A 17,585-nucleotide genomic window follows, 5' to 3' on the forward strand; every position below is an offset into this window, starting at 1 on the left:
ACCCGCGCGATCGACCACTGACGGCCCGCACGCGAAACTCGACGAGGAGCACCCGTGCCCCAGGACACCTACGACTACGACGTCATCGTCGTCGGATCAGGCTTCGGCGGATCCGTGACCGCCCTGCGTCTGACGGAGAAGGGCTACACCGTGGGCGTCCTGGAGGCCGGCCGCCGCTTCACCCGTGAGTCGCTCCCCAAGAACTCCTGGGACATCAGGAACTACCTCTGGGCGCCCAAGCTCGGCTGCTTCGGCATCCAGCGCATCCATCTCCTCGGCAACGTCATGGTGCTGGCCGGCGCGGGCGTCGGCGGCGGCTCGCTCAACTACGCCAACACCCTCTACGTCCCGCCGAAGGCCTTCTTCGACGACCCCCAGTGGCGTGGCATCACCGACTGGCAGGAGGAGTTGAAGCCGTACTACGACCAGGCGGAGCGCATGCTCGGCGTACGGCTCAACCCGACGATGACCCCCTCCGACGTGCACCTGAAGGCGGCGGCGGAGAAGCTGGGCGTCGGCGACACCTTCCATCTCGCCCCTGTCGGCGTCTTCTTCGGCGACGGCAAGGACGCCGCCGGCGACGCGAAGGCCGCACCCGGCGAGCAGGTCGCCGACCCCTACTTCGGCGGCGCCGGTCCCGCCCGCAACGCCTGCACCGAGTGCGGCGAGTGCATGACGGGCTGCCGGCACGGCGCGAAGAACACCCTCAACGAGAACTACCTGCACCTCGCCGAGCGGGCGGGCGCGGTCGTCCACCCCATGACCACCGTCGTCTCCGTCACCGACGACTCGCGGGGCGGGTACGCCGTCGCGACCCTCCCCACCGACGACCGGAAGGCGAAGGGCCGGACCTTCACGGCACGCCGGGTCGTCGTCGCGGCCGGCACCTACGGCACCCAGACGCTGCTGCACCGGATGAAGGCCGGCGGCCAACTGCCGTACCTGTCCGACCGGCTGGGCGACCTCACCCGCACCAACTCCGAGGCGCTGGTCGGCGCCCAGACCGACGACCGCCGCTACCGCAGGGCGCACGGCACCCCGAAGGCCGACTTCACCCGGGGCGTCGCCATCACGTCCTCCATCCACCCGGACGCGAACACGCACATCGAGCCGGTCCGCTACGGCAAGGGCTCCAACGCGATGGGCGGCATGTCCATCCTCCAGGTGCCGTACGCGGAAGGCTCCTCCCGCGTCCTCGGCTGGCTGGCGAACGCGGCCCGCCACCCGATGCTCGTGCTGCGCTCGCTCTCCAACCGGCGCTGGTCGGAACGGACCATCATCGGCCTGGTGATGCAGTCCCTGGACAACTCCCTGACGACGTACCTGAAACCGGACGGCGTCGGCAAGGGCCTGCTCACCGCCCGGCAGGGGCACGGCGCGCCCAACCCCAAGCAGATCAAGGCAGCCTCCAAGGCCGCGACCGTGCTCGCCGCCGAGATCAACGGCTTCGCCGGCAGCAACGTCGGCGAGCTGATGGGCACCCCGCTCACCGCGCATTTCCTCGGCGGCTGCCCGATCGGCGACTCGCGCGAGAGCGGGGTCATCGACCCGTACCACCGGCTCTACGGCCATCCCGGCATCTCGGTCGTGGACGGCGCCGCCGTCTCCGCGAACCTGGGCGTGAACCCGTCCCTCACCATCACCGCGCAGGCCGAGCGCGCGATGTCGTACTGGCCCAACAAGGGCGAGGCGGACCCGCGGCCGCGGCAGGGCGAGGCGTACGAGCGGCTGCGGCCGGTCGAGCCGCACCGCCCCGCGGTCCCGGCCGAGGCCTTCGGCGCGCTGCGCCTGCCGCTGCTGGACATCCCGGCCGTGCCCCCGAAGAAGTAGCCCGGACGGCGAGTGCCCGGACAACGAGCCCCCGGACGGCGAGCGCCCGGACACCGAAGAGGGACCTGTGCCCCCCTCCGAGCCCAGGTCCCTCTTCGTCCGGTGCGCGCGGCCGCCTCGGCAGGCGGTCCGCGCGACCTCGTTCACATGGCTACGCGACCGTCCCGGCCTTCCGGCGCCGCACCACGAACACCGCGCCGGCGCCGGCCACGACGGCGACCCCGCCGACCAGGCCGATGACCGGCAGGGCCGAACTGGAGCCGGTCTCGGCGAGGTTGCCGGTCGGCAGGTCGGAGACCTCGCCCTGCGGCCGCTTCACGGAGTCCTTGCCGCCGTCCTCGCTCGGCGTGGCCGTACCCGGGTCCGGGTTGGCGGAGCCGGCCTTGAGGACCGTGAAGTCGTACTGGGCCCAGCCCTCGGCGATGCAGTCCTGGCCGTCGACCTTGTCGAGGTAGGCGCCGGAGCCGAAGGAGTAGGCGTCACCGGCGGGCGCCTTGGCGTCGATGGAGACCCGCAGGTCGACCGACTTGCTCGCGCCGGACTTGAGCGTGTCGACGTAGAAGAAGTAGTCGCCGGCCCAGTCGTCGCTGCCGATCCGGTCCCAGGAGCCGGTCTCGGGGTTCTTGAACTCCAGGTCGACGTAAGGGCTGAGGAACTTGGACTCGCTCAGCTCGTAGTTCTCGATCTCGGCGTAGAAGGCGACACCCTCGACGTCGGTCTTGGACTCGTTGGTCACCACCAGCTTGAAGCCGTGGAAGCCGTCCCCGGCGACGATCTTGCCGGGCAGGCCCTTGATGTCGGCGGACACCTTGGCGTTGCCGAAGTCCTCGTCGAGGTCCTCGCAGTAGGGGACGTCCGGGTCGGACGGGTCCTCGCTGGGCTCCGCCGAATCCGACGGCTCGGCCGAGGTCGAGGCCGAGGCCGACGCGCTCGCACTGGCGCTCGCGCTGTCGCTGGGCGAGGCGGACGCGGAGGCCGACTCGGACGCGGAGGCGCTGTCGCTCGGTGCCGCGGAGTCCGACGGGGAGGCGGAGGCCGTGTCGCTCGGGATCTCGCTGGGCGCGCTCTCGGACGCCGAGGGCTGGTCGTCCGCGAAGGCGGCCGGTGCGGACAGCAGGGCTATGGGCGCGATGACAGCCGTGGCGGCTGCCGCGGCCATGGCGCGGCGAAGCTTCATGAGGACCCCCGTGAATCGAGCGCGGCAGACGGATGTAACCGCTGGTTCCGGTGATGTGACCGGCGAATCCAGTGAATGGTTGCCTCCGCATTCACCGAATTCTTATGTGACGCTGGTCACTTCCGGTCGGCCGTGGGGAGGGGCGTGTCCAGGGCCGGTTCCAGGGCTATTCTCCCCCAGTCGAACGGCCGAGCGAGAGAGTGCCATGTCTGACAGACGGTCCGAGCAGTCGTCGGGGGACGAACCGTCGTCGCCCTCCGCCATACCCGACGAGGTGTGGGAGCAGTTCATCCGCGACTCCGAGCGGGACATCCGCACGTCCGCGCCGAAGGAGCCCTCCGCGCGGGCCCGGCAGGTGGCCGGGCGGCTCAAGGGGCGGCAGGAGCCGGAGGGGTGGCGGACCGGCCCCGCCTGGCGGGAGATGGACGGGCGCGCCGACCGGCGCCGCAAGCTGTGGGCGGTGCTCGGCCTGCCGGTGGCGGTCGCCGTCGCCCTGGTGGCGGTGCGGCCGTCGCTGATCCCCGGCGACCCCTTCGGGTCGGCGTCCGGCGTGGACACCGCCACCTCGCAGCTCCCGGCCGAGACCGCCGCCCCGACCGCGGCGCCGTCCGCGGTGGCCGCCGACACCCCCACCCTGGCCCACCCGTTCGCCGGTTCCCCGGCGCTGCGCTGGGCCGACGGCGCGGCCGGCATCGTGCTGCCGAAGGCCACCGCGCTCGGCTCGATCCCGAAGGACCGCGTCGAACTGGCCCTCGGGCAGACCAAGAAGCTGCTCGTCGGCGCCAACCTCGACCCCGAGGTCGTGGCCGGCGCCCGCCCCGACGCCGCCCTCGCGGTCCTCGATCCCAGACAGCCCCGCGTGCTCGACGAACTCGACACCGCGCTGCGCCACCCCAGCAAGGCCCACGACCCGCTGTTGCTCTTCAGCCGCTTCGACCCCGAGGACGTGATGCCGGCCGGCAAGGTCGTCAAGACCCGCGGTCGGATCACCTTCGCCAAGGGCAGGTTCGGCGGCGTGGCCGTGCACGCGGACTTCACCTTCGTCTACCCGGTCGTCCCCGTCGACGGCTCCGGCGAGGTCGCCCGGACCATCGTGCGCCGGATCGTCGACACCGAGCTTCCCGATCCCGTGCGCTATCGGGTGACCCCGGGCCGGCTGACCCTCGTCCGCTATCTGGAGGACGCGGGCAACTCGGCCTGCGACGTCGACGACGGTTTCCTGCACCCGCAGTTCCCGTCGCAGGCGCCGACGGGCAGCGCCGCGCCGAGCGGGCCGTCGGTCGACCCGTACGACCGCAGCCGGAAGATCGGCGAGGGCCCGGAGGGCTGCGGCACGGTCAGCCGCACCTAGCCGACCTGGTTGCCAAAGCCGCGGGCCCGGACGGCGGGCAGGCCGTCGCGGAGCGGTTCTCACGAAGGCGGAGAGGCTTCAGGGAGGCGGAGAGGCTTTCAGGGAGGCGGAGAGGCTTTCAGGGAAGGCGAAGGGCCCCGCGGGACGGAGCCGCGGGGCCCTTCTTTCGTCAGCACCGACGTCAGGGCAGCGTCGGTGCCTGGGAGCGGCGCCGGGGGGTTGCGCCGCTGGTCTCTGTGCCCTGTGCCACCGTCCGCGCCCCGAACGGGCGCCCCGGCGCACTCGGGGCGTACGGCGGGTGTCGACCTTCGGCGGGCGGTCGGCGCACGGCAATTACGCTGCCTGAACCGGGACTTGGGAACTCGTGAAGGCTGTGGGAGCCCCCTGGGCATCGTGCTGGATGCACGGGGCCTCCGCAACCGTTTGACCCAGCCCTTATGCATTTTTGCAATTTTCCGCCGGTCGGCCCCGGGCGTCCCCGGAGCCGGCCGTCTCAGGTGTGACCGGGCTGCTGTCCCCTGCCGTCCGGTCACGTGACTGGAGCGAGGTCCCACGGCGCACGGCACGATCCGTACGCCTCATCGCTCCAGTGAGCCACGCGTGGTTCTTTCGGGCCCGCCCCTGGCTGGCACGGACACCCCACCAACGAAGCGTTCCGGGTGCCGGTCACGCGCCGTACGGGTGAGAAGGCCCCGAACTCAGGTCCGCCCGAACTCAGATCCGGCCGCGGCACAGTTCGAGGAGCGTCATGGCCAGGGCGGTGCCCGGCCTGCCGAGCGCGTCGCTGTAGTGGCCGAGGACCTCCATCTCCCGGGACAGGTTCACCCGGCGGCCGCCGGAGGTGATGCGGGCCTCCTGGATGACGGCGGAGACCGCCATCCGTTCCTGGATCAGGCCGATGATCCGGTCGTCTAGCGCGTCGATGCGCTCCCGGGCGCCGGTGATCACTCCGGCGGCCTCGGCGGTCCGGGCGCCGGTCTTCTCGGCGGGGGTGACGCTCATGTCGGGGCTCCTCGTCTTCGGGGTTTCCCAGGCGGTTCTCCCGCGGGGGAGGGGCCCCGGACCGGCAGGATCCGGAGAAACACCAGGCGCCCCGGACCTTGTCGGCCCGGGGCGCCTGGGAAGTCGCTCGTCAGTAGGTGCTCAAGCGAAACGACCATGGCAGCCGGCGGGCCGGTCGCCATAGGTAAAGGTGAAGGTCGTCTGCGTGAGCATGGCGGCGAGTATGCCACACCACCTCGTCAGGGCGCCGCCCGCCCGCCCCGTTAGAATCGGTAACCACAGACCCCCGCCCCACCGCCGGAAGGCACCCCGTGTCATCAGCGACTCCCGCTGCCGCCACCCCCGACACCGTCCTGGTCGTCGACTTCGGCGCGCAGTACGCCCAGCTCATCGCCCGCCGCGTCCGCGAGGCCCGGGTCTACAGCGAGATCGTGCCCAGCACCATGCCGGTCGCCGAGATGCTCGCCAAGAACCCGGCGGCGGTCATCCTCTCCGGCGGCCCCTCGTCCGTGTACGAGGAGGGCGCCCCCCGCCTGGACCGCGCGCTCTTCGAGGCCGGCGTCCCCGTCTTCGGCATGTGCTACGGCTTCCAGCTGATGGCGCAGATCCTCGGCGGCACCGTCGACAACACCGGCGCCCGCGAGTACGGCCGCACCGACCTGCACGTCTCCAGGGCGTCGTCCACCCTCTTCGAGGGCACCCCGGACGAGCAGCACGTGTGGATGTCGCACGGCGACGCCTGCTCCGCCGCGCCCGAGGGCTTCACCGTCACCGCGTCCACGGACGTCGTCCCGGTCGCCGCCTTCGAGAACGACGAGAAGAAGCTCTACGGCGTCCAGTACCACCCCGAGGTCATGCACTCCACGCACGGCCAGCAGGTGCTGGAGCACTTCCTGTACCGGGGCGCGGGCCTCACCCCGTCCTGGACCACCGGCAACGTGATCGAGGAGCAGGTCGCCCTCATCCGCGAGCAGGTCGGCGACAAGCGCGCCATCTGCGGTCTGTCCGGCGGCGTTGACTCCGCGGTGGCCGCGGCGCTCGTCGCGCGCGCCATCGGCGACCAGCTGACCTGCGTGTACGTCGACCACGGCCTGATGCGCAAGGGCGAGACCGAGCAGGTCGAGAAGGACTTCGTGGCCGCGACCGGCGTCAAGCTGGTCGTCGTGGACGCCGAGGAGCGCTTCCTGAGCGCGCTGAAGGACGTCTCCGACCCGGAGGAGAAGCGCAAGATCATCGGGCGCGAGTTCATCCGGGTCTTCGAGCAGGCGCAGGCCGAGATCATCGCGGACGAGGGCCCGGCGGTGGAGTTCCTCGTCCAGGGCACCCTCTACCCGGACGTGGTCGAGTCCGGCGGCGGCACCGGCACGGCCAACATCAAGTCCCACCACAACGTCGGCGGTCTTCCCGAGGACCTGGAGTTCCAGCTCGTCGAGCCGCTGCGCAAGCTGTTCAAGGACGAGGTCCGCATGGTCGGCCAGGAGCTGGGCCTGCCGGAGGAGATCGTCCAGCGCCAGCCCTTCCCCGGTCCCGGCCTCGGCATCCGGATCGTCGGCGCGGTCACCAAGGAGCGGCTCGACCTGCTCCGCGACGCCGACGCCATCGCCCGCGAGGAGCTGACCGCGGCCGGCCTGGACCGCGACATCTGGCAGTGCCCGGTGGTCCTGCTCGCGGACGTCCGCTCGGTCGGCGTCCAGGGCGACGGCCGCACCTACGGTCACCCGATCGTGCTGCGCCCGGTCTCCTCCGAGGACGCCATGACGGCCGACTGGTCGCGCCTGCCGTACGACGTCCTCGCGAAGATCTCCACCCGGATCACCAACGAGGTCCGCGACGTCAACCGGGTCGTCCTCGACGTCACCTCGAAGCCGCCGGGCACCATCGAGTGGGAGTAGCGGGCCCTACGTGCGCCTGACCGTGCGCACGGGCCCGCCGGGCCGCCAGGCCTCGACGACCAGGTAGGTGTCGTCCTCGACGCGGGTCCGCACGACCTCCGTCAGCTCGGCACGGAAGAGGTGGAACGGTCCCTCGGGCACCACCACCTCTTCCGTGAACCTCCCCTTCACGGCCGCGTCCGTCACCTCGTGGGCCCGGCCGCCGATCCGGATGTCCCCGCCGCCCATGCCGGTGCCCTCCCCGGGGTTGGCCTGGAGCGCGAATCTCGGGTCGCGCAGCAGGTCCAGGGCCTTCACCGAGTCCGGCATCATGCCGAGCCAGAGTTCGCCGTCCAGGAACCGGACCTCCAGGCCCGAGGTGCGTGGTGAGCCGTCCTTGCGGAGCGTGGCCAGGACGTGGTGCTGGTGGGTGGCGAAGCGGGCCTCGGCGGCTCCGGCCAGGTCGGGCGCGGCCGTGGCGAAGTCCGCCCAGCGGACGGCAGGGGTTCCGGTTGCGGGGATGGTGCGTGTCATGCGTGCCAGTCTGTTGCCGATACACGACATCTTCTGTCGTGTTTTGCTCGCGGGCGTCATCTTTACAGAACAGCTCTGTTTTCCTGCGCTGACCGACGGTAACTTCCGCCCGTAACACAAACCCAGTGCTGGAGGACCTATGCACGGGCCGACTCCGCCCCTGCCGTTGCCCACGGATCAGCTCCGGTTCGCGATGCCGCCGATGCACGATTCCCTGGACGACGAGCGCCGGCACCGCAAGGAACGGCTGGCGGGCGCGCTGCGGATCTTCGGCCGGGCCGGACTGGAGGACGGAGTCTCCGGCCACATCACCGCCCGCGACCCCGAGTACTCGAACTGCTTCTGGGTGAACCCGTTCGGCATGCCGTTCAAGCACGTCACCGTCAGCGACCTCGTCCTCGCCAACCAGGACGGCCAGGTGATCGAGGGCCGGTACCACGTCAACCAGGCCGCCTTCACCGTCCACGCCCAGGTGCACGCGGCCCGCCCGGACGTCGTCGCCGTCGCCCACTGCCACTCCGTGCACGGCCGCGCGCTGTCCGCCCTCGGCGACCTGCTCGACCCGATCAGCCAGGAGAGCTGCGCCTTCTACGAGGACCACGCCCTCTACGACGCCTACACCGGCGTCGCCGTCGACGCCGAGGAGGGCCGGCGGATCGCCGACGCGCTCGGCTCCCACAAGGCACTGGTGCTGCGCAACCACGGGCTGCTGACCGTCGGCGACTCGGTCGACGCGGCCGCCTGGTGGTTCCTGTCCATGGAGAAGTCCGCGCAGGTCCAGCTGACCGCGAAGGCGGCCGGACGCCCGCTGCTCATCGACCACAAACTCGCCGTCGCCACCCGCGAACAGCTCGGCGGCGACCTGGTGGCCTGGATCAACTACCAGCCCCTGTGGCAGGACATCAGCCGCGCCGAACCGGACCTGCTGAGCTAGAGGCCGCCGCGTCCCTGCCGGGGCGCTGCCGGGCCGTCGGTTCAGAAGCTGCGCAGCACCGCCGCCTTCGTCACCGCGAACTCCTCGTCGGTCAGCACGCCGTCGCGGTGCAGCTCGCCCAGCTCCCGGAGCCTGCGCAGCAGGACGTCGTGGTGGTCGGGCGACCGGCGCGGCACGGCCGGCGGCCGGTCCCGGTCGGCGTGCTCCGCGCCCGCGCGGGTCGAGGGGTGCGGCAGCCGGGCCGTGACCGCGGCAGCGACCAGCGCCGTCAGCAGATCGCGGCGGACACTGCCCCACAGGTCCAGCGCATAGGGGTCGCGCTCCGCGGGCAGCTTCGAGAACGCCGTCTCCCGGGTCACGAACCGCAGGAAGCCGTCCTCGTAGCCCGAGTTGGGCAGCCATTCCACCTGCACCAGGTCGCCGACGCCGATGATCCGCGGGCCGGTCGCCCGCTTGACCCGGTCGGAGGTGTCGGCCCAGTCGATCCGCACCTGCGTACCGTCGAAGGACACCGTGCCGTCCGAGGACCGCACCGACACCGGCACCGGCGGCCCCGGCAGCAGGTACGCCTTCGTCGGCTCCATCGGGACCTGGTCCAGCAGCAGCGACTGCCGGATCTCCGCCACGACGTACTCCGCCACCCCGGACCGGTCCCCGTCCACCGTCAGCAGATACGGATCCGCCGCCTCCGGAAGCCTCCCGCCGGTCGCCTGGAGCAGCGGATCCGCCCCCTCGCGCAGCCGCAGCCTCAGCCTCCCGTGCTTGCGCTCCGGCTCGTGCACCACCCCCGCCACCGCCTCCAGCGGCACGGCGATCTCCCCGTACGTCTGCCGGAACAGCGGCACGGAGCGGTGGCGCCCCGGCGTGATCCGGACCGTGCTGCCGTCGAAGGCCCAGGTCCCGTCCCGCTGGATGATCTCGGCCATGGGGGAATTCTCGCAGCCGGGTCAACCTGTCGGCCGTACCTTCACCCGTGGTGACCGGGCCGCTGAACGCGGACAGCGTGGCGTAGGGCACAATTCGTCCTCGACACAAGGGAGTTGCACGGCGTCGTACGGCCCCGGGGAGGGCCCTGGGCGTCGTGCCCCGGGCGTGGGGAAGGCGGGCGTCGGGCGTGGCGGTGCAGGAGGCGAGGCAGGGCGCCGGTTCGGGTGTCCACGGCGGCGGCTGCGCGTGCGGGGACTGTCCGCACGGGGCACGCGAGGGGCACCGGCGGGCGGTCGCCGAATTCCTGCTCAAACGCGAGGAGTTCGCGGCCGGACAGGGCCTGCCGGCGGCGGTGGCCCACTCCGCCTCCGCCTCCCGGCAGTGGGTCTCCGAGGAACTCTCCCAGTCCGCCGAGGTCGTCGCCGAACGCGGCCGTGCCGAGGGCGGGGCGTGGCTCGCCCGGCTCTGGCTGCGCACCGTCGTGACGGTCTGGGCCACCGTCGTGATCATGCTCCTGGTCCAGTCCCTCACCGCGATCGGTGCCGGCTGGACCAGCGCCCGCACCGCCGGACTGGCCGCCGCCGTGGCCGTGGCCCTCGCGCTGACCGCCGGCTCCTGGTTCCACCGCTCGCGCGGCGGAGTGCTCGCCCCCGTGATCGGCGAGGACAACCGCATGTCCACCTCCCGCACCGTGGCCGCCTCCTGGGTCCTCTTCGTCGCCTACGCCGTGCTCGTCCTCGCCGGCCGTCTGGCCGTCGCCTCCTCTCCCGCCGACCGGGACGCCCTGATCTCCGGCCTCGACCTCGCCCGCGGCGCCGGCGTGGTGACCGTCCTTGCCGTGGTCTGCGGCATCGCCGTCCTGGTGCGCCGGGTGGTCGGGCTGCGCATCCTCGGCCAGCGCCTGCAGAAGGTGCCCGCACACCGCCCCCGCGCGGCCGACCTGCTCACCGACGACTCCGGCCGGGGCACCTTCGCCGACATCCAGTACGTCGTGATCGGCGCCGTCGCCCTGGTCTTCGCCGCCGTGCGCCTCGCCCGCCGCCCCGACCAGCTGCCGGACCTGCCCTGGGGTCTGGCGACCGTGGTCCTGATCTCCGCCGCGACCTACCTCGCCGGCAAGTACGCCGAGGGCGGCCGGCCGGTCATCCTCTCCGTCGTCCGGGCCCGCGAGGCCGGTGACCTGGACGCGCCCATCCGCACCGGCGACGACATCGAGATCCGCGGCACCGGCTTCGTGCCTCCCGGCGCCGAGACCGCCGACCGCCTGGCCCGCATGGTCGTGCGGGTCGGCGCGGTCAACGTCCACGTCCCGCTGGTCCCCGTCGCCGGCGGCTTCAGCAATCCCACGGACGGCGTCCTCACCGTCCCCGTACCCGTCGAGGTGGAGCCGGGACCGGTGGAGATCCAGGTGGTGACGGCCGCCGGGACGGCCACCAACCGGTGCGTGGTCGAGGTGACCGAGTGACGCGGCCGAGGTGACCGGGTGCCGGAACGGCCGTTCCGGCGACGGCACCCACGGGTGTGTGGCCGTGCGGGTGACGAAGAGCCGCCGAAATTCGGAAAAACGTCCGCGAGAGGATTGAGCCGCCCGCGGTTGTCGTACGTATGGTCTGTTGAGGGGCCCTGGGCACACCGGCGAGAGGCGGCTAGTGGCGATGACTCACGGCATTCGTACGGACACGCATCCCCCGTATCTCGATGGCGATCGTGGTGGTCTGCGGGAGACCGCCACCCGATACGCCCTCCTTCCTTTGCGGATCTTCCTGGGCGTCACTTTCATCTATGCCGGTCTGGACAAACTGACCAGCAGCGAGTTCCTGAAGTCCGGCGGCGCCGGTTCGATCGGCGACACCATGCGCGGGGTCCGGGACTCCGCCGCCATCCCGGCCCTGATCGACCTGGCTCTGAAGAATCCGGTCGGCTTCGGCACGGCGATCGCCCTCGGTGAACTCGCCGTGGGCCTCGGGACCCTCTTCGGTCTGCTGGCCCGGGTGGCCGCCCTCGGCGGTGCGCTCATCTCGCTCAGCCTCTGGCTGACCATCAGCTGGGCCAACTCCCCGTACTACTACGGCAACGACCTCGCCTACCTGATGGCCTGGCTGCCCCTGGTCCTGGCCGGTGCCCCCTACCTCTCCCTGGACGCGATGCTGCATGCCAGGCGCAGGCGACGCTCCGGCGGCCTGCGCTGACCTCCGCTCCTCGCTAACTCTCCGGTGCGCGGCGGCGCCTGCGTATCGCCCGGGTCAGAGCCGCGGTCACGCCTGCCAGGAACAGGCCGGCCACCGTCAAGGGGATGGCCGCGAACCACTCGGTCCTCCACAGGCCCGCCGCGTCACCGGCGTAGGCGATCCCCGTCGCCGTCAGGAAGACACCCACGACCAGCCGACCCGGCTGGAACTCATGCCGCAGCACGGCTCACCTCCACCTGTCCCGCGCCGACCTGGAGGTCCAGGTCGAGCGTGCCCGTGTGCTTCGCTCCGGCGGCCGGCCGCAGCGTCACGTCTTCGTGCTTGCCCGGTGCCACGTCCACGTCCTTCTGGCCGTCGCCGGGCAACTGGATGTCGCCCAGCCCCACGTGGATGCTCATCCGCACGGTCACGTCGGCCGGCACGACGATCCGCAGCCGGCCCGCACCGACCTCGGCGGCCGTCGAGACCGTCCGTCCCTCGGCGACGCGTATGTGCCCCAGGTCCAGGGTGGCGACGCCGGTCCCCAGGTCGTAACCCGGCTTCACCTGGGCCGCCGTCGCAGGGGTCCAGGACCGGCGCGTCCAGTGGGTGCCGATGTCGGACGGCAGGGCCGTCGACGCCGCCAGCAGGGCCGCCGTGACGAGCGCCAGGAACAGCGAGCCGGCGCCCGTGCGCCCCAAAAACGAGCTGACCGCCGTGCCCAGGCCGAACACGATCAGCGCGCCGGCCAGACCGGTCTGCAGGCTGGTGCCGAGCGGGTGCGTGTCCCACGTCAGGCCCGTGCCGAGGCCGCCCGCCAGCAGCGCGAACAGGAAGATCCAGCCGCCGATCCAGCGCGGACCGCGCGGCGCCGCGGGCGTGCTCCGCCGGGCGGCCGTGTCCTGGCCGTGGACCCACGGAGAACTCAGGCGGAAGTCGAGGCCGGGAGCCTCCCGGCCGCGGGCCTCGCCCGGACCCCACAGGTATCCGGTGCCGCCGACGTGCGTGCCGTCCTTCACGATCGGGTCGCGCCACCACGAGGGGTAGGTGATCGAGATCGGCGGCGCCTGGGCCTCCGGAGGGGCGTCGGCGACCGTCTGCGCGGCCAGCGGATCGGGGTCGGGGGCGCCCCGCCGTCGCGACCAGTACCCGGCGCCGGCCAGCAGCACGGACAGGACGACCGCGAACGTCAGCACCCCGCCGTTCCTGATCATCGTCAGCAGGACTCCGCAGCCGACCAGGGCGAACAGCACCGCCGCCAGGGCCTGTCCGTCGACCCGGCCGGTGAGCAGCTTGCGGACCTCGTTCTCCTCGTCGTCCTCGTAGGGAACGAAGAGCCAGGCGAAACCGTAGAAGAGGAGACCGATGCCGCCGGTCGCGGCCAGCACCGCGAGGGTGATGCGGAAGATCACCGGGTCCAGGTCGGTGTGACGTCCCAGTCCCGCGCACACGCCCGCGATCATCTTGTGCCGGCGGTCGCGCCGGAACCGGGGGAGCGTCCCGGCGCCGGTGGCGCCGGCCTCCGTGTCCGGCGCCCCCGTCCCGGCGGTCTCCGCCGCGGCGGGCGCGGCATCCGACGGCCCGGGGCCCTGGGCGGGCCGCGGGCCGGGGCCGGGTCCCGGACCCGTCGCGGCGTGCTCGTGATCAGTCATGAGTCAATGGTGACGGGCGAGGAGCCGCGACGGCAGTCGGGATGACCCTGGCCGAACCCTGAGATCGGCCCCGAGCCCGGACCGGGACGCGTTCGAACCCGCCCCCGACGGTCCGCCGCGGGGAAATCCGAAGATCAGGGGAGTATCGGGGGCAGACCCTGATGCCCGGGGATCCCCGGCGTGTGAACATCGATGGCATGCCGGAAGCCGCAGCAGTGCCCCTCGACGACCCGCGGCCGCCGCGCAAGCTCTACCGCAGCAGCGACGGACGGTGGCTCGGTGGAGTGGCGCGGGGCCTCGCCGGGCACCTCGGCCTGCCCGTCGTGTGGGTGCGGCTCGTCTTCGTCGGCCTGTTCATGGCCAACGGCCTCGGCGCGCTGCTCTACGCCGCGTTCTGGTTCTTCGTACCGCTCGGCCTCGGCGGCGTCGGCGGTCAGAAGCCGCCTTCCCTGGTCACCACCGAGACCTCGGCGGACGGCCGGCGCAGACTCGTCGCCCGCAGGCCCGACAGGGGCCAGATCGTCGCGCTGCTCCTCATGGTCGTCGTGTCCATGGTGTTCGTGGGCAGCGTCAACCTCACCAACGGCGCCAAGGCCTATCTCCTGCCCGCGGTCCTGGTGGCCGCCGGCGTGGCGCTGGTCTGGCGGCAGGCGGACAACGCCCGCCGGGCCCGCTGGGTCGAGGTCGGCAGGCGCCGCCGCACGCTCTCGCTGCTGCGCGCGGGCGTCGGTGTCCTGCTCGTCACGGCGGGCGTCTCCGGCGTCTTCGTCATGCAGGGCTCCGCCGCGCACATCGGTGCGGTGCTCCAGGCCTCGCTCGCCGTGCTCGTCGGCATCACCCTGCTCGCCGGCCCCTATCTCGTGCGGATGACCCAGGACCTCTCCGAGGAGCGGCTGATGCGCATCCGCGCCCAGGAGCGCGCCGAGGTCGCCGCCCACGTCCACGACTCCGTGCTGCACACCCTGACCCTGATCCAGCGCAACGCGGAGAATGCGAACGAGGTGCGCCGCCTCGCCCGCGCGCAGGAGCGCGACCTGCGCACCTGGCTGTACAAGCCGGAGGGCACCGGCAAGGACGAGGCCGACGAACCGACCACCCTCGCCGAGGCGGTCCGCCGCAGTGCCGCGGAGGTCGAGGACAAGCACGGCGTCCCCATCGAGGTCGTGGTGGTCGGCGACTGCCCGCTCGACGAGCGGTTGGGCGCGCAGATGCAGGCCGCGCGTGAGGCAATGGTCAACGCCGCCAAGTACGGTGGCGAGGGCGGCGCCGTCCAGGTCTACGCCGAGGCCGAGGGCAGGACGGTCTTCGTGTCCGTCCGCGACCGCGGTCCCGGTTTCGACCTCGACTCGATACCCGCCGACCGCATGGGTGTCAGAGAATCGATCATCGGCCGAATGGAGCGCCATGGCGGCACCGCGCGGCTGCGGTCCGTGCCGGGCGGCGGCACGGAGGTCGAGCTGGAGATGGAGAGGGCGGAGAACACGTCATGAGCGACGCGACCGAGGCGAACGGCCCGGCGGAAGGCACGGAGAAGGCCGGGCGTCGGGTGCGCGTGGTCCTCGTCGACGACCACCGGATGTTCCGTACCGGAGTGCAGGCCGAGATCGGCCAGACCGAGCAGACCGGCGTGGAGGTGGTCGGGGAGGCCGCCGACGTCGACCAGGCGGTCTCGGTGATCACCGCGACCCGGCCCGAGGTGGTGCTCCTCGACGTGCACCTGCCGGGCGGCGGCGGGGTCGAGGTGCTGCGCCGGTGCGCCCCGCTGGCGGCGGACGCCGAACGGCCGGTGCGTTTCCTCGCGCTGTCCGTGTCGGACGCGGCCGAGGACGTGATCGGGGTGATCCGCGGCGGGGCCCGTGGCTACGTCACCAAGACGATCACCGGCACCGACCTGGTCGACTCGATCTTCCGTGTCCAGGAGGGCGACGCGGTCTTCTCCCCGCGCCTGGCCGGGTTCGTCCTGGACGCCTTCGCCTCCACCGACGCCCCGCCGGTCGACGAGGACCTCGACCGTCTCACCCAGCGCGAGCGCGAGGTGCTGCGCCTGATCGCCCGCGGCTACGCCTACAAGGAGATCGCCAAGCAGCTGTTCATCTCCGTCAAGACGGTCGAGTCCCATGTGTCGGCGGTCCTGCGCAAGCTGCAGCTGTCCAACCGGCACGAGCTGACCCGCTGGGCGACGGCCCGTCGGCTGGTCTGACGCGGTCCGCCCTCACACCACCCGCGTCGCCCCCGCGAACGGCATCTCGTCGACCGGGGCGATCCGCACCGGCGCCGAGGGGTTGGGCGCGTGGATCATCTGGCCGTTGCCGATGTAGATGCCGACGTGGCTGATGCCCGAGTAGAAGAACACCAGGTCGCCCGGCTGGAGTTCGGAGCGGGACACCCGGCGGCCTGCGTTGATCTGGGCGTAGGTGGTGCGGGGGAGGGAGACACCGGCGGAGCGGTAGGCGGCCTGGGCGAGTCCTGAGCAGTCGAAGGCGTTCGGGCCGGTCGCGCCCCAGACGTAGGGGCTGCCGAGCTTGGAGTAGGCGTACGCCACGGCGGCCGCGGCCCGGGAGTCGGAGGCGGTCGCCGGGGCGGTGGCCGAGGCGAGCGCGGCGCGGCCGTCGGAGGCCGAGCGGGAGGCGCGCGCGGGCGAGCCGTCCGCGGTGACCACCGCCTGCTGCTGCGGCGAGAGCCGGTCCAGCAGCCGCCGGGCCTCGGCGAGTTTGCCGGTGATGGTGGTCCTCTGCCGTTCCAGCTCGGCCTGCCGGGAGCGCAGCGAGGCCAGCTCCACGTGTGCCGCGCCGCGCAGTTGCTCGATCTCCCGCAGCTGCCGGCGCACCCGTGTGACCGCGCCGGCCTGAGCGGCGCCGGCCCGTTCGGCGAACGCGGCGTTGTCCAGGTACCGGTCGGGATCGCTGGAGAGCGCCAGCTGCCACGCCGGGTCGATACCGCCGTCGCGGTACTGCGCGGCCGCGGCCAGACCGAGCGCGTCCCGCGCGGAGTTGAGATTCTCCTGCTTGCGGGCGGTCTGGTCCTGGAGCGCCTTGATCCGCCGCTGGGCCGTGTCGGCCTTCTCCTTCGCCCCGTCGTACTTCTCGGTGGCCGTCTCGGCCTGCTGGTACAGCTGGTCCACCTTGGCCTTCACCTGCGCCGGTGTCAGTTGCGGCTCGGCGTTGCCGGTCCCTTCGAAGCCCGTCGCGGTGGCCGCGCCCGCCAGGGCGAGGGTGACGGCCGTGCGGGCCGTGTTGCCGCCGAGCGAGCGCTGTCGGGGCTTGCGGTGCGCTGCCACCTGGACTGCTCACGTCCTTTCGTAGGCCGCCGGACCGTCCGTACACAGGCCGGGGGAGCGTGTGTGCGACCGCGGTGTACGCGTCCGGCGGCGGCCCGCACAGGGGAACGGGCCGCCGCCGGACTTTCTCGGCGGTGGTGTCCGACTGCCGCCCCTGGCCCGGGCGGCGGTGGGGAGTCGGTCACCTGGGGGAGGACGCTAGGACGGAGTGTGTCGGGTCGGTAACGTGATGCACGGAATTGGTGTGACCGGATCGTTACCTGACGGTATGTGACCGGAATTCCGGTCCGGAGCCGTCGGCTTCACGGGGCGGGATGACCGAAGCGCCGGTTCCGGGGCGGCCGGGGTGCGCGGGCTGCTATGGCGCATATATGCGATGCCGGGTGCCGGAGCGGATGTCGCGGAAAGCCGGTGTCCGGACAGGAGAAGGCGCCCGGACAGGGGCCGGTGAGCGGTGCTCCGGGGGCGGCTGGTTAGGCTCCGGAGCCATGGGCGTACTCATCCATCTCTTCGTCGGCCTGCACATCATCGGCATCGCCGCGCTCCTCGGCGGCTTCCTCACCCAGATGAAGGCGATGGGCCAGGGCACGGCCCGGTTCGTCCCCGGAATGCTGCACGGCGCGTTCACCATGCTCGCCACGGGCGTGATCCTGGTCGGTCTCAACGAGGCCGACGACCACCACGTCAACACCGTCAAGATCGGTGTGAAGCTCGCGCTGCTGATCGTGATCCTCGGGCTCGTCTACGTGAAGCGGGACGAGGAGAAGGTGGAGAAGGGCGCGTTCGGCGCGGTCGGCCTGCTGACCATGGCGAACATCTTCATCGCCGTGCTGTGGACGTGATCCGGGGGACGTCCGGGGAA

General features: G+C 72.1%; 16 protein-coding genes. 9 read left to right on the forward strand and 7 right to left on the reverse strand.

The window, feature by feature from the left end; genetic code table 11:
• The first annotated feature begins 54 nt into the window (after nucleotides 1-54).
• A complete protein-coding gene (locus tag ACIQOE_RS15395) occupies nucleotides 55-1,830 on the forward strand; it encodes a GMC family oxidoreductase N-terminal domain-containing protein (RefSeq protein WP_399012419.1) in 1,776 nt (591 codons plus the stop codon).
• Nucleotides 1,831-1,981: 151 nt separating this feature from the next.
• Here the strand turns inward: ACIQOE_RS15395 and ACIQOE_RS15400 are convergent, their stop codons facing one another.
• Nucleotides 1,982-3,007, reverse strand: coding sequence for an LAETG motif-containing sortase-dependent surface protein (locus tag ACIQOE_RS15400; RefSeq protein ID WP_365554803.1), 1,026 nt, complete (start codon nucleotides 3,005-3,007; stop codon nucleotides 1,982-1,984).
• A gap of 205 nt (nucleotides 3,008-3,212) precedes the next feature.
• Here ACIQOE_RS15400 and ACIQOE_RS15405 point away from each other — a divergent pair, with 205 nt between their 5' ends.
• Nucleotides 3,213-4,358 carry a hypothetical protein gene (locus ACIQOE_RS15405; protein WP_365554800.1) on the forward strand — a complete coding sequence of 382 codons (1,146 nt, stop codon included), beginning with the start codon at nucleotides 3,213-3,215 and terminating at the stop codon, nucleotides 4,356-4,358.
• Between the two features lie 714 nt (nucleotides 4,359-5,072).
• On the opposite strand, the gene ACIQOE_RS15410 is transcribed toward ACIQOE_RS15405, so the two are convergent.
• Nucleotides 5,073-5,360 carry a chorismate mutase gene (locus tag ACIQOE_RS15410; protein ID WP_351933063.1) on the reverse strand — a complete coding sequence of 96 codons (288 nt, stop codon included), beginning with the start codon at nucleotides 5,358-5,360 and terminating at the stop codon, nucleotides 5,073-5,075.
• A gap of 311 nt (nucleotides 5,361-5,671) precedes the next feature.
• Between ACIQOE_RS15410 and guaA the strand changes: the two genes are divergently transcribed.
• Nucleotides 5,672-7,252, forward strand: a complete 1,581-nt coding sequence (guaA, locus tag ACIQOE_RS15415) for a glutamine-hydrolyzing GMP synthase (RefSeq protein ID WP_351933061.1) — start codon at nucleotides 5,672-5,674, stop codon at nucleotides 7,250-7,252.
• A gap of 6 nt (nucleotides 7,253-7,258) precedes the next feature.
• On the opposite strand, the gene ACIQOE_RS15420 is transcribed toward guaA, so the two are convergent.
• Nucleotides 7,259-7,765: a pyridoxamine 5'-phosphate oxidase family protein gene (locus ACIQOE_RS15420; protein WP_401411880.1), complete on the reverse strand. Its 507-nt coding sequence runs from the start codon at nucleotides 7,763-7,765 to the stop codon at nucleotides 7,259-7,261.
• Between the two features lie 139 nt (nucleotides 7,766-7,904).
• On the opposite strand from ACIQOE_RS15420, the gene ACIQOE_RS15425 reads away from it, so the two are divergent.
• Nucleotides 7,905-8,699 (forward strand): class II aldolase/adducin family protein, encoded by a 795-nt coding sequence (locus tag ACIQOE_RS15425; protein WP_351318278.1) that lies wholly within the window; start codon nucleotides 7,905-7,907, stop codon nucleotides 8,697-8,699.
• Between the two features lie 41 nt (nucleotides 8,700-8,740).
• Here ACIQOE_RS15425 and ACIQOE_RS15430 read toward each other — a convergent pair whose 3' ends face one another.
• Complete coding sequence (locus ACIQOE_RS15430) at nucleotides 8,741-9,625, reverse strand: DUF4429 domain-containing protein (RefSeq protein ID WP_401411882.1); 885 nt, start codon at nucleotides 9,623-9,625, stop codon at nucleotides 8,741-8,743.
• 188 nt (nucleotides 9,626-9,813) lie between these two features.
• Here ACIQOE_RS15430 and ACIQOE_RS15435 point away from each other — a divergent pair, with 188 nt between their 5' ends.
• Entirely contained in the window at nucleotides 9,814-11,091 is a 1,278-nt protein-coding gene (locus ACIQOE_RS15435) for a hypothetical protein (RefSeq protein ID WP_351318282.1), read from the forward strand.
• A gap of 190 nt (nucleotides 11,092-11,281) precedes the next feature.
• Nucleotides 11,282-11,815: a DoxX family protein gene (locus tag ACIQOE_RS15440; RefSeq protein WP_351318284.1), complete on the forward strand. Its 534-nt coding sequence runs from the start codon at nucleotides 11,282-11,284 to the stop codon at nucleotides 11,813-11,815.
• A 13-nt stretch (nucleotides 11,816-11,828) separates the two neighbouring features.
• Here the strand turns inward: ACIQOE_RS15440 and ACIQOE_RS15445 are convergent, their stop codons facing one another.
• Together ACIQOE_RS15445 and ACIQOE_RS15450 are read right to left on the reverse strand one after the other, a co-directional pair.
• Nucleotides 11,829-12,038, reverse strand: a complete 210-nt coding sequence (locus ACIQOE_RS15445) for a hypothetical protein (protein WP_365570647.1) — start codon at nucleotides 12,036-12,038, stop codon at nucleotides 11,829-11,831.
• Nucleotides 12,025-13,446: a PspC domain-containing protein gene (locus tag ACIQOE_RS15450; protein ID WP_401411885.1), complete on the reverse strand. Its 1,422-nt coding sequence runs from the start codon at nucleotides 13,444-13,446 to the stop codon at nucleotides 12,025-12,027. Before ACIQOE_RS15450 ends, ACIQOE_RS15445 begins: the two co-directional genes overlap by 14 nt.
• A 197-nt stretch (nucleotides 13,447-13,643) precedes the next feature.
• Between ACIQOE_RS15450 and ACIQOE_RS15455 the strand changes: the two genes are divergently transcribed.
• Together ACIQOE_RS15455 and ACIQOE_RS15460 are read left to right on the forward strand one after the other, a co-directional pair.
• A complete protein-coding gene (locus tag ACIQOE_RS15455; RefSeq protein ID WP_401411887.1) occupies nucleotides 13,644-14,936 on the forward strand; it encodes a PspC domain-containing protein in 1,293 nt (430 codons plus the stop codon).
• Nucleotides 14,933-15,646, forward strand: coding sequence for a response regulator transcription factor (locus tag ACIQOE_RS15460; protein ID WP_351318292.1), 714 nt, complete (start codon nucleotides 14,933-14,935; stop codon nucleotides 15,644-15,646). Before ACIQOE_RS15455 ends, ACIQOE_RS15460 begins: the two co-directional genes overlap by 4 nt.
• A 12-nt stretch (nucleotides 15,647-15,658) precedes the next feature.
• Here the strand turns inward: ACIQOE_RS15460 and ACIQOE_RS15465 are convergent, their stop codons facing one another.
• The gene (locus ACIQOE_RS15465; RefSeq protein ID WP_401411889.1) at nucleotides 15,659-16,723 is read right to left on the reverse strand and encodes an NlpC/P60 family protein; all 1,065 of its coding nucleotides are present in this window, start codon (nucleotides 16,721-16,723) and stop codon (nucleotides 15,659-15,661) included.
• Between the two features lie 488 nt (nucleotides 16,724-17,211).
• Between ACIQOE_RS15465 and ACIQOE_RS15470 the strand changes: the two genes are divergently transcribed.
• Complete coding sequence (locus tag ACIQOE_RS15470; RefSeq protein ID WP_351318302.1) at nucleotides 17,212-17,565, forward strand: hypothetical protein; 354 nt, start codon at nucleotides 17,212-17,214, stop codon at nucleotides 17,563-17,565.
• Nucleotides 17,566-17,585: the final 20 nt, after the last annotated feature.

The sequence above is a fragment of the Streptomyces sp. NPDC091282 genome (assembly GCF_044757385.1).
Taxonomy (GTDB): Bacteria; Actinomycetota; Actinomycetes; order Streptomycetales; family Streptomycetaceae; genus Streptomyces; species Streptomyces gramineus.